Annotated in this window: 21 protein-coding genes; 1 reads left to right on the forward strand and 20 read right to left on the reverse strand. The window is 65.7% G+C overall.

Annotated elements, in window-relative coordinates; all coding sequences use genetic code 11:
- Positions 1 to 64: 64 nt before the first annotated feature.
- Positions 65 to 1,060, forward strand: coding sequence for an isopenicillin N synthase family oxygenase (locus tag ASC83_RS08620; protein WP_056060697.1), 996 nt, complete (start codon positions 65 to 67; stop codon positions 1,058 to 1,060).
- Positions 1,061 to 1,154: 94 nt separating this feature from the next.
- Here ASC83_RS08620 and ASC83_RS08625 read toward each other — a convergent pair whose 3' ends face one another.
- From ASC83_RS08625 to ggt, 20 genes are all read right to left on the reverse strand, one after another.
- Complete coding sequence (locus tag ASC83_RS08625) at positions 1,155 to 1,571, reverse strand: glyoxalase/bleomycin resistance/extradiol dioxygenase family protein (protein ID WP_056060700.1); 417 nt, start codon at positions 1,569 to 1,571, stop codon at positions 1,155 to 1,157.
- The gene (locus ASC83_RS08630) at positions 1,568 to 2,566 is read right to left on the reverse strand and encodes an isopenicillin N synthase family oxygenase (protein WP_056060703.1); all 999 of its coding nucleotides are present in this window, start codon (positions 2,564 to 2,566) and stop codon (positions 1,568 to 1,570) included. The genes ASC83_RS08625 and ASC83_RS08630 overlap by 4 nt, the downstream gene beginning before the upstream one ends.
- Positions 2,567 to 2,579: 13 nt before the next feature.
- A complete protein-coding gene (locus ASC83_RS08635; protein ID WP_056060706.1) occupies positions 2,580 to 3,608 on the reverse strand; it encodes an ABC transporter substrate-binding protein in 1,029 nt (342 codons plus the stop codon).
- Between the two features lie 363 nt (positions 3,609 to 3,971).
- Positions 3,972 to 4,769 carry a 2-oxo-tetronate isomerase gene (gene otnI, locus ASC83_RS08640; RefSeq protein WP_056060709.1) on the reverse strand — a complete coding sequence of 266 codons (798 nt, stop codon included), beginning with the start codon at positions 4,767 to 4,769 and terminating at the stop codon, positions 3,972 to 3,974.
- A 25-nt stretch (positions 4,770 to 4,794) separates the two neighbouring features.
- Positions 4,795 to 5,862 (reverse strand): alpha/beta fold hydrolase, encoded by a 1,068-nt coding sequence (locus ASC83_RS08645; protein ID WP_056060712.1) that lies wholly within the window; start codon positions 5,860 to 5,862, stop codon positions 4,795 to 4,797.
- A gap of 57 nt (positions 5,863 to 5,919) precedes the next feature.
- A complete protein-coding gene (locus ASC83_RS08650) occupies positions 5,920 to 6,609 on the reverse strand; it encodes an aldolase (protein WP_056062063.1) in 690 nt (229 codons plus the stop codon).
- Between the two features lie 17 nt (positions 6,610 to 6,626).
- On the reverse strand, positions 6,627 to 7,898 hold the full coding sequence (gene otnK, locus ASC83_RS08655; RefSeq protein WP_056060714.1) for a 3-oxo-tetronate kinase: 1,272 nt from the start codon (positions 7,896 to 7,898) through the stop codon (positions 6,627 to 6,629).
- The gene (gene ltnD / locus ASC83_RS08660; RefSeq protein ID WP_056060717.1) at positions 7,895 to 8,806 is read right to left on the reverse strand and encodes an L-threonate dehydrogenase; all 912 of its coding nucleotides are present in this window, start codon (positions 8,804 to 8,806) and stop codon (positions 7,895 to 7,897) included. Before ltnD ends, otnK begins: the two co-directional genes overlap by 4 nt.
- A 37-nt stretch (positions 8,807 to 8,843) precedes the next feature.
- Entirely contained in the window at positions 8,844 to 10,220 is a 1,377-nt protein-coding gene (locus tag ASC83_RS08665) for a GntP family transporter (RefSeq protein ID WP_056060720.1), read from the reverse strand.
- Positions 10,221 to 10,519: 299 nt separating this feature from the next.
- Positions 10,520 to 11,299 carry a FadR/GntR family transcriptional regulator gene (locus ASC83_RS08670; RefSeq protein ID WP_056060723.1) on the reverse strand — a complete coding sequence of 260 codons (780 nt, stop codon included), beginning with the start codon at positions 11,297 to 11,299 and terminating at the stop codon, positions 10,520 to 10,522.
- Positions 11,300 to 11,408: 109 nt separating this feature from the next.
- Entirely contained in the window at positions 11,409 to 12,452 is a 1,044-nt protein-coding gene (locus tag ASC83_RS08675) for a patatin-like phospholipase family protein (protein ID WP_056060726.1), read from the reverse strand.
- Between the two features lie 130 nt (positions 12,453 to 12,582).
- Entirely contained in the window at positions 12,583 to 13,071 is a 489-nt protein-coding gene (locus ASC83_RS08680) for a nucleoside deaminase (protein ID WP_082522389.1), read from the reverse strand.
- Positions 13,064 to 13,831: an ABC transporter permease gene (locus ASC83_RS08685; RefSeq protein WP_056060732.1), complete on the reverse strand. Its 768-nt coding sequence runs from the start codon at positions 13,829 to 13,831 to the stop codon at positions 13,064 to 13,066. The genes ASC83_RS08680 and ASC83_RS08685 overlap by 8 nt, the downstream gene beginning before the upstream one ends.
- 19 nt (positions 13,832 to 13,850) lie before the next feature.
- On the reverse strand, positions 13,851 to 14,675 hold the full coding sequence (locus ASC83_RS08690; protein WP_056060735.1) for an ABC transporter ATP-binding protein: 825 nt from the start codon (positions 14,673 to 14,675) through the stop codon (positions 13,851 to 13,853).
- A gap of 72 nt (positions 14,676 to 14,747) precedes the next feature.
- Positions 14,748 to 15,779, reverse strand: a complete 1,032-nt coding sequence (locus ASC83_RS08695; protein WP_056060738.1) for an ABC transporter substrate-binding protein — start codon at positions 15,777 to 15,779, stop codon at positions 14,748 to 14,750.
- A gap of 294 nt (positions 15,780 to 16,073) precedes the next feature.
- Positions 16,074 to 18,380 (reverse strand): NADP-dependent malic enzyme, encoded by a 2,307-nt coding sequence (locus tag ASC83_RS08700; RefSeq protein ID WP_056060741.1) that lies wholly within the window; start codon positions 18,378 to 18,380, stop codon positions 16,074 to 16,076.
- 177 nt (positions 18,381 to 18,557) lie between these two features.
- Positions 18,558 to 20,045, reverse strand: a complete 1,488-nt coding sequence (locus ASC83_RS08705; protein WP_056060744.1) for a nucleobase:cation symporter-2 family protein — start codon at positions 20,043 to 20,045, stop codon at positions 18,558 to 18,560.
- Positions 20,046 to 20,243: 198 nt separating this feature from the next.
- Positions 20,244 to 20,948 carry a GntR family transcriptional regulator gene (locus ASC83_RS08710; RefSeq protein WP_056060747.1) on the reverse strand — a complete coding sequence of 235 codons (705 nt, stop codon included), beginning with the start codon at positions 20,946 to 20,948 and terminating at the stop codon, positions 20,244 to 20,246.
- A gap of 37 nt (positions 20,949 to 20,985) precedes the next feature.
- The gene (locus ASC83_RS08715; protein WP_056060749.1) at positions 20,986 to 22,266 is read right to left on the reverse strand and encodes a C4-dicarboxylate transporter DctA; all 1,281 of its coding nucleotides are present in this window, start codon (positions 22,264 to 22,266) and stop codon (positions 20,986 to 20,988) included.
- Positions 22,267 to 22,459: 193 nt separating this feature from the next.
- Positions 22,460 to 24,247, reverse strand: coding sequence for a gamma-glutamyltransferase (gene ggt / locus ASC83_RS08720; RefSeq protein WP_056060752.1), 1,788 nt, complete (start codon positions 24,245 to 24,247; stop codon positions 22,460 to 22,462).
- Between the last annotated feature and the right edge of the window lie 137 nt (positions 24,248 to 24,384).

Below are 24,384 nucleotides of genomic sequence, written 5' to 3' on the forward strand. Positions count from 1 at the left end.
AAACGCTCTTGAAGCGCCCAGCGGGAGGGCCTTTCTTCCTTCCACTTGTCTTCAGGAGAACTGCATGACCACCACTGCCACCTACGACCTCGCCGAGCTGCAAAAAGAAACGCGCATGGGCGCAATGGGCTCGGAAACCGCAAGCCGCGAGATCCGCCGCATCGACCTCAGCCACTTTGCGCAGCGCAAGACCGAGATTGCCGACCAGCTGTGGGACGCCGCCGTCGATGTTGGCTTTTTCCAGATCGTGAACCACGGCATTGACCTGGCCGAGGTGCGCAACGCCTTTGCGATGACCGAGCGCTTCTTTGCGCTGCCCGACGCCGTGAAGGCGCAGTACCCGCTCAAGAAAGCGCTGAATGTGGGCTGGGAGAGCCGCGCGCAGGTGCGCCCCTCCACCGGCACGCCGGACCAGAAGGAGTCGTACCAGATCACCCGCCCGCACATGGCGGGCCTGTGGCCCTCCGGCGAGGAGCTGGCGGGCTTTCAGGCCACCATGCTCGCCTTCGAAGGCCAGTGCTGGCAGGTGGCCATGCAGGTGCTGTCGTGCTTTGCGTGGAAGCTGGGGTTTGACGAGGCCTTCTTTGCCCGCGCGCACGACCCTGCGCAGGCCAGCTACCAAAGCACCTTGCGCCTGCTGCACTACTTTGCGACCCCGCCCGAGCAGCAAGCCCACCTGGGCCTGTGGCGCGCCGGGGCACATACCGACTTTGATTGCCTGACCCTGCTCTTTCAGCGCCAGGGCCAGGGCGGCTTGCAGGTGTGCCCAGGCAAGGAGATGGGCACCCAGGCCTGGACCTCGGTGGAGCCCGACGAGCAGGCCATCACCTGCAACATCGGCGACATGCTGATGCGCTGGAGCGACGACCAGCTGCCCAGCAACTTCCACCGTGTGAAGAACCCTCTGCCCGGCGATTACATGGGGCCGCGCTACAGCATCGCCTTCTTTGCCCAGGCCAACCGCGACGCCATCATCGAAGGGCCCGGCAAGAAGTACCCGGCGATTGCCGCGGGCGAATACCTGAACCAGCGGGTGGCGGCCAACTTCAAGGTTTATTGACGCGTGACTTGGGAGGCAGGGGTGGACGCTTGTCCGCCCCGCCGATGCCTGGGTGGGCGGCTGCCGTCGATGGCGCGGCCGGGCAGGGGCAGGCTCAAGCGACGTGGCGCGGTACACCCACAGCGCTTATCCGGAACACGTTGTCCTCCGGGTCCGCCAGCACCGCCTGCCATTGGCCGTAATAGGTGGCGTAGGGTGGTTTGATGACCTGTCCGCCCAGAGCTTTGGCCTTTTCGGTGGCAGCCTCCACGGCGTCCGGTGTGTCCAGCATGAAGGTGGCATAGCCTGTCACGCCGCGTGGTGACGGCAAGGCTGCGCCAGGCTGCCGGTCGGCCAGGCCCAGCAGGGCATAGGCCTCGGGGGCATTGAAGCCGAGCTGGAAGTGCTCGGTCTCCACCGCCCGGTAGATGGCCGAGCGCGTCCCCGACGCCTCGGGCAATTGCAGCAGGGCTTGATAGAACTGAAGCTGCGCCTCGATGTCCTGGCACAGCAGGTTGAACCAGAGCCTCATGCCATCACCGCCGCGCTGGCTGGGGTGGTGGCTTGACCCAGGCCGTACGTCTTGCGGTACATGGCCTGCAGGTGCTCGCCCACGGTGCAGGGTGCAAAGCGCGGCGACTCACCCGCAGGCACACAGGTGGGGACGGGGACCACCTGGGCCTCGTAGTCGGGCGTGTAGAAAAACGGAATGGAGTGGCGCGGTGCGCCCCCGCTGTGCACATTGCGCACGCGGTGGGGGTTGGATCGGTACAGCCCATTCGTCCAGCGCGGAATCATGTCGCCCAGGTTCACCACCAGCGCTCCCTCGATGGGTGTGGCAGCCACCCATTCGCCGGTGGGCAGTTTCACCTCCAGCCCGCCATGGTGGTCCTGGGCCAGCAGGGTGATGGCACCCCAGTCGGTGTGCTCGCCCGCGCCAAAGGTGAGCGCATCGGCGCTCTCAGGATGGGGTGGGTAGCGCAGCAGCCGCAGCGTGAGCATGGGGCTCTGGTGTGTGTGGTCGAAGTAATCCTCGGGCAGGTCGAGCGAAAGCGCCAGCAGCTGCATCAGCCGCAGGGCCAGTTGCCGCATGGCGGCGATGTAGGTGCGGCTCTGGGTGGCCAGCTCGGGCAACGCCTCCGGCCACTGGTTGCTGCCGTAGGAGTGGTAGCCGCGCTGCACATACGGATGGTCTGCCGCGTAGTCCAGCCCGCAGTAGAAGCTCTCCTTGAGGTCCGGGCGCGCATTCGCGTCCAGGGTCTGCCCGCCCAGGCTTTCGTAGCCCCGCATCGCGGGTGAGTGGTGCAGCGAAATCGCTTCCTTGGAGGCCAGCGGCAGGTCGAAGAACTGCTGCGCCAAGGCAAACTGGCGCGCAATGGTGTCCTGCGGCACACCGTGGTGGCGCACGTAGAAGAACCCCGGGCCCGTGCAGGCCTGGCGCAGTTGGGCGGCCACGGCCATCACGGCGGGGCTGCGCGGCGCGCCCGGCTGCAGGGCGCCGCTGAGGTCGAGGAGGGGGATGCCCATGGCTTTCCCCCGGTCAGGCCTTGAGCTTGCGGTCTACGGCCGGGGGCAGAAAGCGGTCGGTCCAGATGTCGGCCACCGCCAGGCTGCTCTTGAGGCCAAAGGCTGCCACGGTCTCATCGATGGTGGCCTGCAGGCGCGCAGGCGTGGCAGCGCCCCAGCCGTTGGCGCGTGTCTCGGCGGTCTTCATGGTGCCGTCCACGATGAGCTGCAGGCGTTCGAACTCGATCTCTTCATGGGCCAGGGGCTCTCGGGCCTTGATGGCGGCAGCGCCGGCGCGCGGGTCGGCAATCGCATCGACCCAGCCGCGTGTGGTGGCTTTGACGAAGGCCTTCATGGCGTCCGGGTTGTCCTGCATGCTCTTGGCGTTGGCAATGAGCCCATTGCCATACGACTTGAGGCCATAGTCCGAAAAGCGGAACACCGTGATCTGATCCGGCGTCAGGCCCCGCGCCTTCAGGTTGAGCAGACCCGTGAAGAAGAAGTACGCCGCTGCGTCGAAATCGCCTTTGACGAAGCGTGTGTCGCCGATGTCGGGTGCCACGTTTTCCCATTTCACGCCGCTGCCATCAAAGCCCTGTGCCTTGGCAAAGGCGGGAAAGAGCTTGCGCGAAGCGTTGAAGGGCTGGCCCAGGATGGTCTTGCCCGCCAGGTCGGCGGGCTTCTTGATGGCGCCGTCCTTGCGTACCATGACCGAGTTGGGGTTCAGGTCGTACTGGATGGCGACCGCTGCCAGCCTGGACTGCGGATTGGCGGTGTTGAACTCGATCATGGTCGAGAGGTCGGCCGATGCCACGTCATACGCACCGCCCGCCACCAGGCTGATGGCCGAGGCAGACCCGTTGCCGGTGTCGATGGTGACATCGAGGCCCGCATCCTTGTAATAGCCCCGCTGCTGCGCCAACAAAAAGCCTGCGCCCGAGGCCTCGATCTTCCAGCCCAGGTTGAACTTGAACTTCTGCAGATTGCCCTGGGCGCGCACAAACGGTGTGGCAGACAGAAGGGCGGCGGCGCCGGTGGCGCGGATGAGGGAACGGCGTTGCATGGTGGAGCACTCCTGGTCGTTGGCGGGTAACCACGGGGGAGTGAAAAGCCAGGCTTCACACCCCTCCGAACGGGGTGCATGCAATCAACCGACAGGGCGCTGGGGCTGCGAGGTGGGGGCACCGGCCTCCTGAAGACGCACAGTCCTGCGCGCCCGTGGTGGCGTCAGTCCATTGCATGCTTCAAGAGCAATTTCCGGGCGGTGGCCGCTGAACGCTTCTACTCTTGGCGTCTGCGTATTTGCAGGATCTGTGCCATGCCAACTCAAGGAGAAACCATGCCCGAACGCCCCCGCGTGCCGCGCCATGGTGCGCGCTGCACCAGCGTCAGGCGTGCAACGGCAACTGTGGTGCGAGGTAGGTCTTTACAGCCAGGGCTTGAGCCAGCCCAGCCCGTCGCTGGTGGCGTGGGCGGCGGCACCGCGCGCGGGGCGGTATTCGCAGCCAATCCAGCCGTCGTAGTCCAGGCTGTCCAACAGCTTGAACAGATAGGTGTAGTTGATCTCGCCCACATCGGGTTCGTGGCGCTCAGGCACACCGGCAATCTGGAAGTGGCCGACGTTGCCTGTGGGCAGGTACTGGCGCACCTTCATGGCCAGGTCGCCTTCCACGATCTGGCAGTGGTACAGGTCCATCTGCACCTTCACGTTGGCGGCGCCGATCTCGGCGATCAGCGCATGGGCCTGGTCCTGGCGGCTCAGGAAGAAGCCCGGCATGTCGCGGCCATTGATAGGTTCCAGCAGGATCTGGATACCGTGCGGCGCGGCTTGTTCGGCAGCGTAGCGCACGTTGGCGATGTAGGTGGCGCGCACGGTGGCTGCATCGGCCCCTTGGGGCACCAGCCCGGCCATCACGTGGATGCGGGGGCATTGCAGTGCCTGGGCGTATTCAACCGCTTTGGCAATGCCTTCGCGGAACTCGGCCTCGCGCCCGGGCAGGCAGGCCAGCCCGCGTTCGCCCGCGTCCCAGTTGCCGGGCGGGGCGTTGAACAGCACTTGCTGCAGGCCGGTGGCTTGCAGGCGCGCGGACAGTTCTTGCGCAGAGTAGGCGTAGGGAAAAAGGTACTCCACCGCCTGGAAGCCATCGCGGGCAGCTGCGGCAAAACGGTCGAGAAAGTCCACGTCGTTGTAGAGCATGGACAGGTTGGCGGCAAAGCGGGGCATGAAAAGGGTTCCTGAAAAGTACGGGTCAGCGGCGCGGTGCGCTGGTGAGCACCTGCGCCAGCCGGTCTTGGTAAAAGCGCGCCAGGCCCACCGTGCTGTGGCCAAGGGTGTCGGCGCTGGCAGGGATCACGTAGGCCTGTGCGTGCGGGATGCGGGCGATGGCTTTGTCCAGCACGCCCAGCTCGGGTGGGTTGCGCTCATCGTCTGCTGAGTTGATGGCCAGCACGCGCGCGGTGATGCGTTCCAGCCCGGGCTCGGGGTCGTAGTCGCGTGATGCCTCCCACTGGTAGATGTGGTCGTTGGCATCGCCACGGAAAGGCGCTTTGAGGCGTTGCTCCACCAGCGCGTCGGCCGCAGCGCGGTTGGGGGCCAGCTTTTGCAGGCCCTGGTTGCCCCCGTTGGTGCCCGTGCCAAAGAACACCGATGCAAACTGCAGGCTGCGGGGCTGGCGGGTGTAGTTGCCGCCTTGCCATTCGGGGTCGTTGCGGATGGCATCGACCAGCAGGCGGCGCATCATCCAGTTGCGGCCTGACATGGCGGCGGGCAGCGAGGCCATGGGTACGGCAATGTCCATGAAGTCGGGGTGGCGCTGGGCCCACACCCACGTGTGCATGCCGCCCATGGAGTTGCCGATGATGGCGCGCACATGGCGCACGCCCAGGTGCTCTGTCAGCAGGCGGTACTGCGCCTGCACCATGTCGTCGTAGTTGTAGGTCGGAAAGGCGGCGCGCAGGCCGTCTGACGGCTTGCTGGAGCGGCCGGTGCCGATGGCGTCCGGCAGGATGATGAAGTACTTGCGCGCATCCAGCGGTTGGCCGGGGCCAAAAAGCGTGCCTGCAAAGCCGGGCGTGAGCATGCTCTCTGCCGAGCCATTGGTGCCATGCAGCACCAGCGCCGGCTCACCTGTGGGATCGCCCACGGTGGAGTAGGCCAGCTTGAGTTCGGGCAGGGTCTGGCCGGCGTGGAAGCGGAAATCCTTGACGACCCACTCGCCGTGCTTGGGGGCGGGGTAGTCCGCAGCCGATGCACCGTCCGTGGCCAGCACGCCCAGCAGCATGGGAGCAAAGGCTTTGCGCCAGAAAGAAAGGGTCATGGTTTGTCTCCTTGTGTGTGTTCTTTCGTCCCCCGCGCCATGGGCGCAGCCCGCCCGTTACCAGTGGGCACCAAAGCTCTGGCGCAGCTCTTCAATCTGGGGCTCGGTCAGCGGCGTGGGGCGGGGCTGGCACAGCATCCACAGGCGTGCGGTTTCTTCCAGCTCTTCCAGCACGGCCATGGCGGCGGCAGGCGTGTCGTGCCACACGTTGGGTCCCAGGCGCGCCAGCATCACGGCGCGCACCGGACTGCCCTGTGCGGCATAGCGGCCAATGGTCTGCGCCACCAGCGCTGCCGCAGCCGGGTCGCCAGGGCGGTGGTAGGGAATGTGCGGCACGCGGCCTACCTTCATGACGAAGTAGGGCGTGATGGGAGGCAGCAATTGCGCATCCGGTGCCAGTTGCCCACCTGCGGCGGTGTCGGCTTGTAGCGAGCAGGCCACCAGATGCGTGCTGTGGGTGTGGATCACGCAGCGCGCAGGAGCCGCAGTCGATGCCGAGGCCTCGTAAATCTGCCGATGTAAGGCAATGGTCTTGCTGGCCCGGTCGCCTGCCACCTGCTGGCCTTGTGCGTCCAGGTGCGCCAGCCGCTCGGGCTGCAGCGTGCCCAGGCAGGCATCGGTGGGGGTGATGAGGTAGCCATCGGCCAGGCGCACGCTGATGTTGCCGGCGGTGGCGTGCACATAGCCCCGCTCAAACAGGCTGCGGCCCACGCGGCATATTTCGTCGCGGGCTTGGGGCTCATCCATGAAGGCGGGGGTAGCGGTCATGCCAGCAATTGTGCAAAAGCCTTGGTGAAGAAGTCGGTGCTACCGAAATTGCCCGACTTCAGCGTGATGTGCAGCCCGTCCTTGGCGTCGGGCGCCACGGCATGGCACCACGGCACGCCGGGGTCGATCTGCGCGCCAATGCGCATTTGCGTGATGCCCAGGGCCTGCACACAGGCACCCGAGGTTTCGCCACCCGCCACGATGAGCTGGCGCACACCGCGCTGCACCAGGCCGCGTGCAATGGCGGCAATGGTGTCTTCCACCATGGCACCGGCTTTTTCAGAACCCAGCTTGCCCTGAATGGCGCGCACGGCCGATGGCTCGGCGGTGGAATACACCAGCACCGGGCCTTTGCCGAGGTGGCCTTCGGCCCAGGCCAGCGCTTCGGCGGCCACGTCCACGCCTGCGGCAATGCGCAGTGGGTCGATGGCCAGAGCGGGTTGGCCCGCTTTGATGAAATCCATGACCTGCTGGTTGGTCGCCACCGAGCAGCTGCCCGACACGATGGCCTGCAGCCCTTGCGCGGCGGGCAGGCGGGCTGCCTCGTTGCTGGAGGCTACGCCAAAGTTGCCCGGCAGGCCAATGGCCACGCCCGAGCCCGCTGTGACCAGCGGCATGCCCTTGAGGGCAGGGCCCAGGCGCATCAGGTCGGCGTTCGACACCGCATCGACCACGGCCATGCGCACGCCCTCGGCCTTGAGTTGGTCGATGCGTGCGCGGATGGCAGCCTCGCCCTGTGCGACCACACTGTGGTCGATCAGACCCACGCGGCTGGGTGTCTGCGCTTGCAGCACGCGCACCAGGTTGGGGTCGGTCATGGGCGTGAGCGGGTGGTTCTGCATGCCGCTCTCGTTCAGCAACACGTCGCCCACAAACAGATAGCCCTTGAACACGGTGCGCTTGTTGTCGGGGAAGGCGGGCGTGGCGATGGTGAAGTCGGTGCCCAGGGCCTGCATCAGCGCATCGGTCACGGGGCCAATGTTGCCTTCGGCCGTGCTGTCAAAGGTGGAGCAGTATTTGAAGTAGATCTGCTCGGTGCCCTGCGCCTTGAGCCACTGCAGTGCGGCCAGCGACTGGGCGATGGCTTCGTCTTTGGGAACGGTGCGCGACTTGAGTGCCACCACGATGGCATCGGCCTCCGCATCCAGCGGGGCCGTGGGCACGCCCATGGCCTGCACCACGCGCATGCCTGCGCGCACGAGGTTGTTGGCCAGGTCGGTCGCGCCCGTGAAGTCGTCGGCAATGCAGCCCAGCAACGCGCGTGTCATGCCTTCTCCTTTCCTTCGGGCAACGTGATGCCAGGGAAGATCTTGATCACGGCACTGTCATCTTCCTTGGCAAAGCCTGCGGTGGATGCCTGCATGAACATCTGGTGCGCGGTGGCCGCCAGAGGCAGGGGGAATTTGCTGGCGCGTGCGGTGTCCAGCACCAGGCCCAGGTCCTTCACAAAAATATCGACGGCTGAAAGCGGTGTGTAGTCGCCCGCCAGCACATGTGCCATGCGGTTTTCAAACATCCAGCTGTTGCCCGCGCTGTTCGTGATCACTTCATACAAGGCGCTGGCCTCCACGCCTTCGCGCAGGCCCAGGGCCATGGCTTCGGCGGCCACGGCAATGTGCACACCGGCCAGCAACTGGTTGATGATCTTGACCTTGCTGCCCGCGCCCGCCTTGTCACCCAGGCGGTACACCTTGCCAGCCATGCCGTCGAGCACCGCGCCTGCAGCGGCATAGGCCTCGGGCTTGGCCGAGGTCATCATGGTCATCTGGCCCGAGGCAGCCTTGGCTGCGCCGCCGGAGATGGGGGCGTCCACATAGTGCAGGCCCAGGGCGTTCAGGCGCGCTTCCATCGCCACGGACCAGTTGGGGTCCACGGTGGAGCACATCACAAAGGTGCTGCCGGGGCGCGAGGTGCTGGCCGCACCGCTTTTACCATCGTCGCCAAACAGCACGCTCTCGGTCTGCGCGGCGTTGACCACCACCGACACCACCACATCACTCACCGCCGCCAGCGCAGCAGTGGTGGCGTGGGCCGTGCCACCGTCTGCCACAAAGGCCTCGGCCACGCCGGGGCGCACGTCGCACACGTGGATGGTGAAACCGTTGTTGCGCAGAGTCTTGGCAATGCCAGCGCCCATGGCGCCCAGGCCGATGATGCCGACGGTGGGTTGTGTCATGTTGTCAGTCCTTCAAAGAAATTCAAAAAGGGGGCGTTCAGGCCACCAGCAACCAAAGCAAAGCCGTGAGTGCAAAACCCGCCAGGCCCAGCACGGTGGTCAGCACGGTCCAGGTGCGCAGGCCATCGCCCACGCTCAGGCCCAGGTAGCGGGTCACGATCCAGAAGCCCGAATCGTTGACGTGTGACAGGCCCAGGCTGCCAAAGCCGATGGCAACCGTGAGCAGCGCCACTTGCAAGGGGGAATACCCGCCACCCGCCATCGCATCGGCCAGCAGGCCGCAGGTGGTGATGATGGCCACGGTGGCCGAGCCCTGGGCGGCGCGCAGGGCCAGAGAGATGATGAACGCCAGCAGGATGAGCGGCAGGTGAGTAGCGGTGAGGCTTTGCGACAGCGCAGCGCCAATGCCGCTGGCCGTGAGCACCTTGGCAAACACGCCACCCGCACCCGTCACCAGGATCACGGTGGCGGCAGGGGGCAGGGCAGATTCCATGATGGCGTTGGTGCGCTCACGGTTCCAGCCCTGGTTGCGGCCCAGCAGAAACATCGCCAGGCCCACGGCCACCATCAGCGCAAAGATGGGCGAGCCGATGAAGCCCAATACATTGCGCAGGCTGTCGCCCTTGGGCAGCAGCGTGGCACCGGTGGTGCCGGCCATGATGAGGGCCAGCGGGATCAGGATGAGCGCCATGATGGTGCCCACGCCGGGGGCAGCGGCAGCCTTGGGGGCCTTGGAGTCCGCGCCTTCTTGGCTGCTGCCAAAGGCCGCAAACTGCTCGGCCGTGGTGGGCAGCAGGGGGTAGCCCTTGCGGTTGAGCCAGCCCGACACGACCTGCGACAGCGCTGCGAGCGGGATGCAGATGGCCAGGCCAATGATGGTGATCCAGCCAATGTCGCCCTTGACGATGGCTGCCCCACCCACGATGCCGGGGTGCGGCGGCACCACCACGTGCGCGGCCAGCATGATGCCCGCCACGGGCAGGCCGAACTTGATGGGGTTGACGCCCGCTGCCTTGCAAAAGCCATAGACGATGGGCACCAGGATGATGAAGCCCACGTCAAAAAACACCGGGATGGCCAGCACCAGCGCGGCGGCCGTGAGCGCCATGGGCACCCGTGTGGGACCCAGCAGCTGTGTGAAGCGGTTGGCCAGGCTGGCCGCACCGCCCGAGACCTCGATCATGCGCCCCAGCATGGAGCCCAGCGCCACCAGGATGGCGACCGAACCCAGCGTGCCGCCCATGCCCGCAATCAGCGTGCTGATGATGTCGCCAATGGGCATCTGCGTGGCAAACGCCACCAGAAAGCTCACCAGCATCATCGCCACGAAGGCGTGGACCTGCCAGCGGATGATGAGCAACAGGAGCAGGCCAATGCTGCCGGCGCCGATGCCGAGAAGTGCGAGGGTGGACATGAACGAGATATCTCCGGGATGGAAGGGGCTGACCCAGGCTGGAGCCGCTCAAAACGGCCTTGCAGGGGTTTTCATCTGCACCTTGGTTGGTATGTTTATATGGTTATCATACAAATTATCGCGCACGGCACTGCTACGGGTTAACCCGCGTCTGCCAGTGCGTGGGCATGGAGGGGGAAGCGGTTTTGAGGCGTTTTGGTGCTCAAGCGCTAGTGCGATATGCCTGAGTAGCTACCAAATATGTAGCAAATCACCGATGTGTTGGGACGCAAGCCCGGCGCACAGGTTTGGGACGTGGCTCAGAACACCAGCGGTATGGATGCCGCCACCAGCGGCTGGGCCAGCCGAGCGCCGTCCTGGGCCCAGAACGTGAGGTCGGCCTGCTCGATGCGGGCCAGTGCGTTCTTCATGTGCTGCGCGGCAGCCGCCCGCGCTGCCACCGGGTCGCCCGCCTCGATGGCGCGCACGATGTGGGTGTGCTCGTGGGTCACCGCATCGGCAAAGTCGGTGCGACGCGCTTCGTTGGCACGGGTCACGCGGGTGGCGCCCTTGAGGAACTGCGCCAGATAGTCCAGCGTGCTGATCATGAACGGGTTGCCTGCCGCCCGGGCGATGGCGCGGTGGAACAGCACATCTTCTTCCACCCCGTCGCGGCCTGCACGCACGGCGTCGGCGATGTGCTGCATGGCGGCGCGTATGGCGGCCATGTCTGCATCGGTGCGCCGCAGGGCCGCCAGCTCGGCCACCTCGGCCTCCAGCGCACGCCTTACCTCCACGATCTGCATCACCGCCTCGCGCGATGCGGCCAGGGGTACATCGAACTGCAGCGGCTCGATGCCCGGAGCCAGCACATACACGCCGCTGCCCTGGCGCGAGTCCACCAGCCCCAGCGACTTGAGGCGCGAGATGGCCTCGCGCACCACTGTGCGGCTCACCTGGAACTGCTGCGCCAGCACCGCCTCGGTGGGCAGCTTGTCGGACGCCTGGATGCGGCCCGCGCGGATCTCGGCCTCCAGCGCGCTGGCCACCTGGTCGGAGAGCTTGGCGCTGGGTTTGACGGCGGAGAACGGCGAAGACATGGGTAGGGCGGGCAGTGGGGCGTGAAGTCTGTGCCGGGATGTGCTGGCAGGCCGGGGCGCAGTTGACTTTACCCGAAGGGCACTGTGCCGGAATCGTTTGTTTGCCGCGCTACTTGGGCGCCGGGCAGGAGTCGTCCAGTTTGGCGAGGCCCGCCAGCTTCTGCAGCCGGCTGCGGTTGTCCAGGCAGGCCTGGTACTGCGCCTCGGCCGCCTTCTGCTGGGCCTGCGCCGCCGCCTTGCTGCGCTCGGCCTGGAGCTGGGCCACACGCTCGCGGATTTGCGGCATCACGGCCAGCGCGGCCTTCTCGCCTTCCACGATGGCATTGGCGCGCTGGCTGAAGTCGGCGGCGCCAATGTCCAGCACCTGCGGGCGGATGATCACGTCGGCCCGCGCCAGCTCGGCCTGGCCCAGCTTCTGGCCCATGATGGCAATCGACTGGTTCAGCGCACCCAGCATGTTGCCCGGCGTCTGGCCCCGGGCCTTGTTGGAGATGTCCACCGCGATCACGATGTCGGCGCCCAGCTGGCGTGCGGCATCCACAGGCACAGGGCTCACGATGCCGCCATCCACAAAATGGTATTTGCCGATGGTGACGGGCTGGAACACACCGGGCACGCTGCTGGATGCGCGCACGGCCTGGCCCGTGTTGCCGCGTGCAAACACCGTGCGCTCGCCGTCTTCCAGCCGCGTGGCCACCACGACGAAGGGCTTGGCCATCTGTTCCAGCGGCTTGCGGCGCACCTGCTCGTTCACATAGTCTTCAAGCTTCTGGCCCAGCACCAACCCGCCGGACGACAGCTGCAGGTCACGGATCTTGGCTTCGTCCAGCGCCACGGCCTTTTCCTGCATCTCAAACGCGTTCATGCCACTGGCATACAGCGCGCCGACCACACTGCCGGCGCTGGTGCCCGAGACCACGGCGGGCGCCAGGCCATTGGCCTCCAGCATCTTGATCACGCCGATGTGCGCAAAGCCTTTGGCCGCGCCACCGCCCAGGGCGATGCCAATGCGGATGGGGGGAGTGGTGGATGTGGTCGTAGTGGCAGGTGGCGCGTCGCCCGCCGCGGGCTGGGTCGGGGCCGTGCCGCCGCATGCGGCCAGACCTGCTGCGGCCCCAAGGGCCAGAAGGCGCAAAAGAATGGTCAAGCGCATGCCGGGTGATCCTGCTGTCGTCCAAACGGGGCGGGCAGTATAGCGGCAGGGTGTCGAGTCACCAGTTGGTGGTGTCTTTTGCTCCTGAAAGAGGAGCTGCTTGCGCTTGGCATACAAGCGCCAGAGCCAACTACCGCCAGAAATCGCGATGCAGGGCCGTGATCTCGTCCTGCAGTGCGGGCACCGGGCCCAGCACCTCGGTGGGGCGCTGGCCGCTCGCAAACACCGTGCGGCAAGGCAGGGCCAGCGTGGGGTTCTCGGGGTGGTCGCCCGTCAGGGCGAGCAGGGCGGCTTCTTCGACGCCATACAGCACGCGGCCGATGCCCGCCCAGTAGATGGTGCCTGCACACATGGCGCAGGGCTCGAAGGTGGTGACCAGCGTGCACCGGGCGAGATAAGCGCCGGGATAGTTGGCCGCCGCCGTGCGGGCCAGCGTGTTCTCGGCATGGTTCACGGTGTCGATGTTGCCCTGCTCGGCCAGCACGGTCTCGCCATCGGGCGCAACCAGCAGCGCGCCGAAGGGATGGCGGCCCATGTCCTTGGCGCGCTGGGCCACGGCGTTGGCGCGGCGCAGCAGCGTGGCTGCCTGGGCTTCGCTCAACGCCGTCGGGTTATTCACCTTGAGAACCCCGGTGCGCCCAACCCGTGGTGCGTTTTTCGATCCAGCTGAACAGCTCGTACATCACCATGGCCATGGCGCCCACCACCATCAGGCCCGCAAAGGCCAGGCCCATCTGCATGGACGAGCCCGCGCTGATCAGGAGGTAGCCAATGCCTTCGTTGGCAGCGGTCATCTCCGACACCGTGGTACCGACAAAGGCCAGCGTGATGGCGACCTTGAGCGAGCCGTAGAAGTACGGCATGGAGCGCGGCAGGCCCACCTTGGTCAGCACGTCCCAGCGCTTGGCGCCCAGCACGCGCAGCACGTCTTCCAGCTCGGGCTCCAGCGTGGCGAGGCCGGTGGCGATGTTGACCATGATGGGGAAGAAGCTGATGAGGAACGCCGTGAGGATGGCCGGGCCCACGCCAATGCCGAACCACACCACCAGAATGGGCACAAAGGCGGCCTTGGGCAGTGCGTTGAAGGCCGTCATCAGCGGGTACACGGCGGCGTAGGCCAGGCGCGAAGAGCCGATCACAAAGCCCAGCAGCACCCCCACGACGATGGCGATGCCAAACCCGGCCATGGTGACCCAGAAGGTGCGCCAGGCGTGGCCTGCGATGACGCCGCCAAACTCCACCAGCTGGGTGGCAATGGCCCAGGGGCTGGGGAAGATGAACTCGGAGACATTGAAGGCCGAACAGATGATCTGCCACAGCAGGATGGTGGCGGTCAGCAGCAGCCAGGGAGACCAGCGCTCGACGGTTTTCTTGTGCATGGGATGAGGCGCTTTCTTGTTATTGCTGGATGGGCGCGCCGGCCTTGCGCAGTGCGCCGATGTGGCCGCGCAGTTCGTGGACGATGTCGGTGAACTCCTTGGTGTAAGTCACTTCCAGGTCGCGCGGGCGGGGCAGCTCGATCTCTTTGCGCACCACAAACCGGCCGGGGCTCTTGCTCATCACATACACCGTGTCGGCCAGGAAAACCGACTCGCGCAGGTCGTGCGTGACCAAGATCACATTGAACTGCTGCTCGGTCCACAGGTCCCGCAGGATGCACCACAGCTCCTCGCGCGTGAAGGCATCCAGCGCGCCGAAGGGCTCGTCCAGCAGCAGCATCTTGGGTTCGTGGATCAGTGCGCGGCAGATGCTGGCGCGCTGCTGCATGCCGCCCGACAGCTGCCAGGGGAACTTGTCCTCATAGCCCGCCAGCCCCACCTTTTGCAGCAGCTTGCGGGCGCGCTCTTCGTATTCCTTGCGTTTTTGCTTGAAGTTGCTGCGGTAGGGCTCGACGATTTCGAGCGGCAGCAGCACGTTATCCACCGTGGTGCGCCAGGGCAGCAGCGAAGGCGCCTGGAAGGCCATGCCCGAGACCTTGAGCGGCCCCGTCACCGGCTGCCCGTCGATGAGGATCTTGCCCATGGAGGGCATCTTCAACCCGGTGGCCAGCTTCATGAAGGTGGACTTGCCGCAACCCGAGGGGCCCACGATGGCGATGAATTCGCCCTGGCGTACCTGCAGGTCGATGGCTTCGACCGCAAACTGGTTCTTGGCGCGCAGCTCGTCGTTGTAGGCGAGCCAGACGTCCCGGAAGTCCACAAAATAGTTGTCAGCAGCCTGCATGGAAGTTTTTATGCTCAGAATGGCCGCAAGCGCTATTGAATCATGCGCTTGCAGCTATCAAATTAATAGTAATTACTTCTTCGGCAGGATGTTCAGCTCGGCCGCGCTGGGCAGAAAGCTGGCGTTCCACACATCGTCGGCGTTCACGCGGGTCTTGGTGTTGAACGCATCCGATACCTGCGACGCCATCAGCGAGAGGCGTCCGGGCTTGAGCTGGCCAAAGCCTTCGGTGCGGGCGTCGGCGCTGTTGATCACCGTGTCGATGGCCAGCTGCAGGCGGCGGGTTTCGAGCGGCACGTTCACGATGCCGTCGCGCGCCTTCACGTATTCGATGGAGGCTGCGGGGTTGGCAATGACTTCCTTGGCGCCCTTGGTGAAGGCCGACAGGAACGCCTTGATCGCGGCCGGGTTCTCCTTGATGAGCTTGGGCGATGCGATGATCACATTGCCGTACAGCTTCACGCCGAAGTCGGCATAGGGCAGCACCACCACATCGGCGGCCTTGGCGCCCCGGGCTTCCAGGTTGAGCAGCGAGGTGAAGGTGAAGCCGGTGATGGCGTCCACGTCGCCGCGCACCAGCATGGTTTCGCGCAGTGGGGGGTCCATGGCGGTCCAGGTCACGGCGCCGATGCCGTTGGCCTTCTGGAAAATGGGAAACGCGCGGCGGCCTGCGTCGAACACGGGGGCGCCCAGCTTCTTGCCAGCCAGGTCGGCGGGCTTGGCGATGCCGCTCTTTTTCAGCGCCATGACCGAGGCGGGCGTGTTGTTGTAGACCACCATCACCGCCACGGGCTTGTTCTGCGCGTCGGGGTTGTTGGCGTGGAACTCCATCACGGCGGCCAGATCGGCAAAACCCATGTCGTAGGTGCCCGAGGCCACGCGCTGCACCGCGCCGCCGGAGCCGTTGCCTGCGTCCACCGTCACATCCAGGCCTGCGGCCTTGAAGTAGCCCTTGGCCACGGGTTGCAGGAACAGCGCGGCAGGGCCTTCAAAACGCCAGTCGAGCTGGAACTTGATGGGCGTGGTGGCCTGCGCCTGGGCCAGCGAGGTGCTGCCGATCAGGGCCAGGGCGGCGGCAGTTTGCATGAACAGTCTTTTTTTCATTCGGGGCTCCTGTCGGGCGAGGGGAAATTCGGTGAGGGAAGGCACTGGCCCCTTTGATGGGCCATGGTCCTGCAGTCAGCAAAAACGATGCCCGGTTTGTGTACGCGGGTGCTTTGCTGCGCCCCATTGTTCACCGAAGTGGTGCGCGTCAGCATGCTGGGTTTCCCGAAATGGTGCATGCGCAGGGCCAGGGGTTGGCTTGCCCATGAAAAACGGGGCCCGAGGGCCCCGTTGCAACGGTGTGTGGGCAGGCCTGCTCACGGCCTGCGCTCAGGTCAGCACGGCACAGCGCGCTCAGCGTGGCCGGGCGGCAGCGCTGGCCACGGCCAGGGCCGTCATGTTGAGCACGCGGCGCACGGTGGCGGCCGGGGTCAGGATGTAGGCCGTGGCAGCGGCGCCCATCAGGATGGGGCCCACCGTGACGCCACCGCTGGTGGTCGTCTTGAGCACGTTGTAGAGGATGTTGGCAGCATCCAGGTTAGGGCAGATCAGCAGGTTGGCCGAGTCCGTCAGGGTCGAATCCGCCATGTAGGCGTTGCGGATGTTCGGCTCCAGCGCGGCATCGCCGTGCAGCTCGCCATCACACTCGATCTCGGGGTGGGCGGCCACGAACAGGTCGCGCGCCTCGCGCATCTTGCGGGCCGATGCGCGCTTGGACGAGCCATAGCTGGAGTGCGACAGGAAGGCGACCTTGGGTGGGATGCCAAAGCGTTGCACCTCCTGCACCGACATCCAGGCGATGTCCGCCAGCTGCTGGGCCGTGGGGTCTTCGTTCACATAGGTGTCGGCAATGAACAGCGTGCCCCGGTTGGTCATCAGCGCGTTCAGCGCCGCGTAGTTGTTGGCGCCTTCCTGGCGGCCGATAATGCTGTGGATGCGCTCCAGGTGCGTTTCATACGTGCCCACCAGGCCGCAGATCATGGCGTCGGCATCGCCCAGCTTGACCATCAGCGAGGCGATGATGGTGTTGGAGCGGCGCACGGCGGCCTTGGCCACTTCGGGCGAGGCGCCGTTGCGCTTCATGAGCTGTTGGTAGTGCTCCCAGTACTGGCGAAAGCGCGGGTCGTCCTCGGGGTTGCACACCTCCACATCCTTGCCCAGCTGCATGCGCAGGCCGGCCTTGGCGATGCGCGCGGCAATCACGGCGGGGCGGCCGATGAGGATGGGCGTGGCGATCTTGTCGTCGATGGCCATCTGCGCGGCGCGCAGGGCGCGTTCGTCTTCACCGTCGGCGTAGGCCACGCGCTTTTGTGCATCGGGCAGGGCCTTGGCCGCGTTGATCACGGGGCGCATCAGCATGCCGGTCTGGTAGACAAAGCGCGACAGCGTTTCCTTGTAGGCCTCCATGTCTTCGATGGGGCGCGTGGCCACGCCCGATTCAGCAGCGGCCTTGGCCACGGCGGGCGCGATCTTGAGGATCAGGCGCGAGTCGAACGGCGTGGGGATGAGGTAGTCAGGGCCAAAGGTCAGCTCTTTGCCTGCATAGGCGCTGGCCACTTCTTCGCTGATGTCGGCCTTGGCCAGGTCGGCGATCTGGCGCACGCAGGCCAGCTTCATGGCCTCGGTGATCTTGGTGGCGCCGCAGTCCAGCGCGCCGCGGAAGATGTACGGGAAGCACAGGACGTTGTTGACCTGGTTCGGGTAGTCCGAGCGGCCCGTGGCGATGATGCAGTCGGGGCGAATGGCCTTGGCGAGTTCTGGGCGGATTTCAGGCTCGGGGTTGGCCAGCGCCAGGATGATGGGCTTGGGACCCATGGTCTTGACCATCTCGGCCGTGAGCACGCCGGGGGCCGAGCAGCCCAGGAACACGTCGGCGCCGTTGACCGCATCGGCCAGCGTGCGCGCGTCGGTCTTCTGGGCATAGCGCGCCTTGGACTCGTCGTAGCCACCGGGGCGGCCTTCGTAGATCACGCCCTTGGAGTCGCACACGAAGACGTTCTCGATCTTCACGCCCAGGCCCACCATCACGTTCAGGCAGGCAATGGCGGCCGCTCCCGCGCCCGACACGGCAATCTTCACCTGGTCGATCTGCTTGCCCACCAGCTCCAGTCCATTGAGCAGCGCCGCGCTGCTGATGATGGCCGTGCCGTGCTGGTCGTCATGGAACACCGGGATGTTCATGCGCTTGCTGAGTTCGCGCTCGATGTAGAAGCACTCGGGCGCCTTGATGTCTTCGAGGTTGATGCCGCCCAGCGTGGGCTCCAGCGCCGCGATGATCTCGATGAGCTTGTCGGGGTCGCGTTCGGCCAGTTCGATGTCGAACACGTCCACCCCGGCGAACTTCTTGAACAGGCAGCCCTTGCCTTCCATCACCGGCTTGCTGGCCAGCGGGCCGATGTCACCCAGGCCCAGCACCGCCGTGCCGTTGGTGATCACCGCGACCAGGTTGCCGCGCGATGTGTAGTCAAACGCCTTGGAGGGGTCGGCCGCGATGTCCAGGCACGGATAGGCCACGCCTGGCGAGTAGGCCAGCGACAGGTCGCGCTGGTTGGACAGCGGCTTGGTGGGGGTGACCGAAATCTTGCCCCGGGTGGGATTGCGGTGGTATTCGCGCGCAGCGTCGCGCAGGGCCTGTTCGGCGGCGGAAATGTTCTGTGTCATACGGAAATCCTGGAAGTCCTCGGCGGAATGCAAAACAAGGGTACCCGATGGCGTGGGCGGCTGGCATGCAGGTTTATGCGTATGCAGCATGAAGCCAAAACCCCCTGGCAGCCATGGCGGACAGGGGGCGGAGCCACGCGGGCGGTGTCAGGTTTTCGGCAGCGTGCAAGCGGGACGCTAGTGGGCGTCGGCCTGGCGTGCGGCGTTGACAGCGGCGGAGGTGTCGCGGCTGGCGCCGTTAAAGAAAACGTTCAGGGCCACCGCCGTGATCGAGGCCAGGAGGATACCGGATTCGATCAGCGGGTGGATGGCATGCGGCATCCACTGGCGGAAGTTGGGCGCGATCAGCGGCACCATGCCCACGCCGATGGATACGGCCACGATCATGGCGTTGAAGCGGTTGGTCTTGAAGTCCACCCCGCCCAGAATGCGGATGCCTGTGGCCGCCACCATGCCGAACATCACCAGGCCCGCGCCGCCCAGCACCATGGTGGGCAGCGACTCGACCAGCGCGGCCATCTTGGGCAGCACGCCTAGCACGATCAGGATCACGCCGCCGGCCACGCACACAAAGCGGCTCTTGACGCCGGTGACGGCGACCAGCCCCACGTTCTGCGAGAAGCTGGTGTACGGAAAGGTGTTGAAGATGCCACCCAGCAGCGTGCCCAGGCCGTCGGTGCGCAGGCCGCGCGTGAGGGCCGCCTGGTCCACCTTGCGGTCGGTCATCTCCCCCAGGGCCAGGAACATGCCGGTGGATTCGATCATGACCACGATCATCACCAGGGTCATGGTCAGGATCAGGATGGGGTCGAAGACAGGGCTGGCAATCTCGAACGGCAGCACCAGGTCAAACCACTGTGCCTTGGCCACCTTGTCGAAGTTCATCAGTCCCATGCCCACGGCCACCACTGCGCCGATCACGATGCCCAACAGCACCGAGATGTTGGCAATGAAGCCCTTGGCGAACTTGGCTATCAGCAGGATAGACAGCAGCACCAGGGCCGAGATGCCTACGCCGGTCAGGTCCGCGTACTTGGGGTTGGGCACCGTGGGCACCACCGCAAAGCCCTTGGGCACCGGAGGCAGCGAAGAGCCGGGGGCTCCGGCAGCTGCTTGGGCATCGGCCAGCCACTTGAGGTGCTCGGGGTTGGGCACGCTGGGCGCCGTGGGGCCCACGGGGTTGCCAAAGATCCAGTTGATGCCCACGCGCATCAGGCTGATGCCGATGACCGCAATGATGGTGCCGGTGACCACCGGCGGGAAGAAACGGAGCATGCGGCTCACCAGTGGCGCGATCAGGATGGAGATCACCCCCGCGCCAATCACCGAGCCAAAGATCAGCCCGGCCCCGGCGGTGCCGCCGGTGGTCTGCGCCATCGAGATCATGGGCGCCACCGAGGCAAAGGTCACCCCCATCATTACCGGCAGCTGAATGCCAAACCATCGCGAGGCGCCCAGCGCCTGGATCAGCGTGACCAGCCCGCACACAAACAGGTCGGCCGAGATCAGCTTGGCTACCTGGTCGGGCGTGAGGTTGAGCGCACGGCCCACGATGAGCGGCACTGCCACGGCACCCGCATACATCACCAGCACATGCTGCAGGCCCAGCGCCGTGAGTCGCCCCAGGGGCAGGTGTTCGTCCACGGGGTGTACGGGCGGGTTCATGGGTGTCCTTCGGGGGTTGGGTTTTGAATACGGAATGGAAACCTGTGCCGAATGGTGCACAGATGTCCATACAAAAATCGTATACAAAATGACCGGGCAAGCTTATCCCGGTTAACCCTTAGAGGGGCGCAGCAAAGTACCCGCCGGCTGTGGACGCAGGCGATGGGAAGCTTGGGGGCCGGGCGCGTCCGGCGTCAGCTAGCCCAGGTCCGTGGATGCAGCCTTGGTGCGTTGACTGGTCAGCGGTGCCAGCGACTCGCGCAGGCGGTCGCGCACCAGCGGCTGGCCGGGGTTGAGGGCGCCTTCCACATGGCCAATGTGGGCGAGCATGCGTTCGCGGGCCAGGGTGGTGTTGCCGGCCTCCAGCGCCTCCACAATGGCGGCATGCTCCGCACAAGACTGGCCGGCCGCGTGCTGCGACTGGTACAGCGATGCCGCCAGGGTGGTGCGGGCCGTGAGGTCGCGCAGGATGTCGCTCAGGCTGCGGTGGCCCATCGCCTCGGCCAGGCAGACGTGGAAGTCTGCGAGCAAAAAGGCGCGTGTGGCAGCGTCAGCTCCTTCGATGGCCTGCTGTTCGTCGGCGATGTGCGCACGCAGGCGGCGGGTCACGCTCTGCAGCGGGCGGCCCGCATCGGCCAGGATGCCTGATTCGATGATGCGCCGGGCGGAGAACGCGTCGCGCGCATCCTCCACCGAGGGCTCCACCACGTACCAGCCCCGGCGCGAGCGCACTTCCACAAAGCCCCGTGCCTGCAGCTGCATCAGGGCCTCGCGCACCAGCGTGCGGCTCACGCCGAACAGATCGGCCAGCTCCTGCTCGCCCAGGCGCTCGCCGGGGGAGAGTTTTTGCGCCAGGATGGATTCCACCACCTGCTGGGCGATCTGGGTCTGGTTGATGCTCATGGCCGGATTGTCGCGTGCTGTGTCGGGGCTTGCCCGATCAGGCACGCGGCGAGGGTGGCTCGCGACCATCCAGCACGGCGTGGGCGCGTTCGCGGTCGATGTCGCCTTCCCAGGCTGCCACGGCCACGGTGGCGACACAGTTGCCAATGAGGTTGCCCAGCGCGCGGGCGATGCCCATGAACCAGTCCACTGACAACACCAGCACCAGGCCAATCGCCGGGATGGCGGGGATGGCCTGCAAGGTGGCTGCCAGCACGACGATGGCCGAGCCGGGCACGCCGTGAGCGCCCTTGGAGGTGACCAGCGAGATCGCCAGGATCGTCAGCAGGTCGGCCATGGAAATCGGCGTGTTGGTGGCCTGGGCGATGAACACGGCGGCCAGTGTGATGTAGATCGAGAACGCGTCCAGGTTGAACGAGTAGCCCGTGGGGATCACCAGGCCCACGGTCGAATCGCGGATGCCCATGTGCTTGAGCTTGGCCATGATCTGGGGCAGCACGCTGTCGGACGACGTGGTGGCAAACCCCACGGCCAGTTCCTCGCGCAGATAGCGCAGCAGCTTGAACAGGCTGAAGCCCGACACCCGCATGATGAGGCCCAGCACCACCACGACGAAGATGACCACCGCGGCGTAGAACAGCGCCACCAGCATGCCCAGCTGCTTGAGGGAACCCAGGCCGTATTTGCCCACGGTGAAGGCGATGGCCCCCAGCACACCCAACGGAGCCAGCTTGATGATCAGGCCCATGGTCTTGAACAGCACATGCGACAGGTCGTCGATCAGGCCGGTGACCCGCGCCCCGCGCTCACCGATCAATGCCAGGGCGCAGCCAAAAACGATGGAAAACAGCAGAACCTGCAGCACATCGCCGTTGGCAAACGCGCTCACGGCGGTGGTGGGAATGAGCTTGAGCAAGAAGTCGGTGAAGCCGCCGCCGGTGAGCTTGCTGGCGTTTTCCGCGTAGGCGCCCATGGCTTTGGGGTCCAGCGCCTTGGGGTCCACGTTCATGCCCACGCCGGGCTCGAACCAGAACGCCAGTGCCAGGCCCAGCACCAGGGCGATGGAGGTGACCACCTCGAAGTAGATCAGCGATTTGACGCCCACCCGGCCTACCCGCTGCAGGTCGCCAGTGCCTGCAATGCCATGCACCACCACGCAGAAGACGATGAGCGGGATGAGCATCTTGATGAGCTTGATGAAGCCGTCTCCCAGGGGCTTGAGCCCAATGGCAGTGTCGGGCCACACAAGGCCCACCACCACACCGGCTATCAAGGCCAGCACCACCTGACCAAAAAGGGATTTGAAAAACCGGGGCATGCCAACTCCTTCAGTAGCTTTTTGAACGCAAATCTTGCATACAAGAACTGTAGGCAAGTCTGAAGAGTGGCGGTATGAGGGTATGCCCGCATGGGGTTGCCAGAGGCGGCAATAAAAAGGCCACGCCCTTGTGGGGCGTGGCCTCGCAAATGTTGACAAGTACAGACCGCCCGCATGAAGCGGGCGCTGGCAATCAGTAGCCGAGGGTCTTGCCGTCGGGGTTGCGGGGGTCCGAGTAGCCGTACAGCGCGCCGCCACGGATCTGGATGGTCTGCGTGCGGCCCATCGAAGGCTTGACCGCGATGTTGTGGCCGCGTTGCTTGAGCAGGGCAATGGTGTCGGGCGAGAGGCCCTTTTCCACGCGCAGCTCGTCCGGTGTCCACTGGTGGTGCACGCGGGGTGCCGCTGCGGCCTCCGCAGGGTTCATGCCGAAGTCGATGGTGTTGACCACCGTCTGCAGCACCGTGGTGATGATGCGCGCGCCGCCAGGGCTTCCAGTGACCAGCGTGGGCTTGCCGTCCTTGAGCACCAGGGTGGGCGTCATCGACGACAGGGGGCGCTTCTTGGCGGCCACTGCGTTGGCGTCGCCACCGACCAGGCCATAGGCATTGGCCACACCGGGCTTGGCCGAGAAGTCGTCCATCTCGTTGTTGAGCAGGATGCCCGTGCCCTTGGCGACGATGCCGCTGCCGAAGTTGGTGTTCAGCGTGTAGGTCACGGCCACGGCGTTGCCCGCCTTGTCCACCACCGAGTAGTGGGTGGTCTGGTCGCTCTCATACGGCTGGGGCTGGCCGGGCTTGATCTCCTTGGCCGGGCGTGCGCGGTTGGGGTCGATGCCCTTGGCCAGCGATTCGGCATAGCGCTTGGAGGTCAGGCCCTTCAGCGGGATCTTCACGAAGTCCGGGTCGCCCAGGTATTCGGAGCGGTCGGCGTATGCCAGCTTGCTGCTCTCGGCCATGTGGTGGATGGTCTGCGCGCTGTTGGGGCCCCACTGGGCCAGGGGCAGGGGCTCCAGCATGTTCAGGATCTGCACCAGGTGCGGGCCGCCCGAGGAGGGTGGGGGCATGGTCACGATCTCGTAGCCACGGTAGGTGCCACGCGTGGGGACGCGTTCGGCCACCTTGTATTCGCGCAGGTCCTGCAGGGTGAAGGCGCCTGCGTGGGGTGCCATTTCAGCCGCGATCTTCTGGGCGATCTCGCCTTCGTAGAACGCCTTGGCGCCCTGCTGGGCAATCAGGCGCATGGACTGCGCCAGGTCTTTTTGCACCAGCGCGTCGCCCACCTTGAGCGGCTCGCCGTTCTTCCAGAAGATGGCCTGGGTGGCGGGCCACTTGCCCATGTTCTTCTTCTCTTGCTGCAGGATCTTGGCGAGCGTTTCGCTCACCGGGAAGCCCTTGTCCGCCAGTTCAATCGCCGGAGCGACCACACGCGACAGGGGCAGGGTGCCCCAGCTCTTGAGCGCGTGTTCCATGCCCGCGACGGTGCCGGGAACGCCCACGGCATAGTGGGTGTACAGCGACTTGCCGTCCACCACATTGCCCTTGGCGTCCAGGTACATGTCGCGCGTGGCCTTCGATGGCGCCACTTCGCGGAAGTCGAGGGCCACGCTCTTGCCGGTCTTGGCGTCGTGCACCATCATGAAGCCGCCACCACCCAGGTTGCCCGCATTGGGCAGGGCCACGGCCAGCGCAAAGCCAATGCCCACGGCCGCATCCACAGCGTTGCCACCGGCCTTGAGGATGTCCAGGCCAATCTGCGAGGCCAGCTCCTGCTCGGAGGCGACCATGCCATTGCGTGCCACCACGGGGTGGAACACATCCATGTCGAAGTCGTAGGCTGCACTGGCGGCCTGGGCCGAGGCGGTCTGCTGCACTGCGGGCGCGGGTGCAGCCGTGGCTACCGGCGGCGTGCTGCCGCAGGCCGTGAGGCTGGCCAGGGCCAGCACAACGCTGCCAGCCAGCAGCGTATGACGAATGTTCATGGGATATCTCCTGGTGTGTGGAATCTGGAAATGACAACGGGCGCACCCAGCCGAAGGATGCGCCCGCGCCAGTGTAGGTCGGTCAAAGGGCTGCCAGAGGCAATCTCGCCATGACATTGAAGCGCAGCACTGATGTG

This window comes from Acidovorax sp. Root402, assembly GCF_001425125.1.
Lineage (GTDB): Bacteria > Pseudomonadota > Gammaproteobacteria > Burkholderiales > Burkholderiaceae_C > Acidovorax > Acidovorax delafieldii.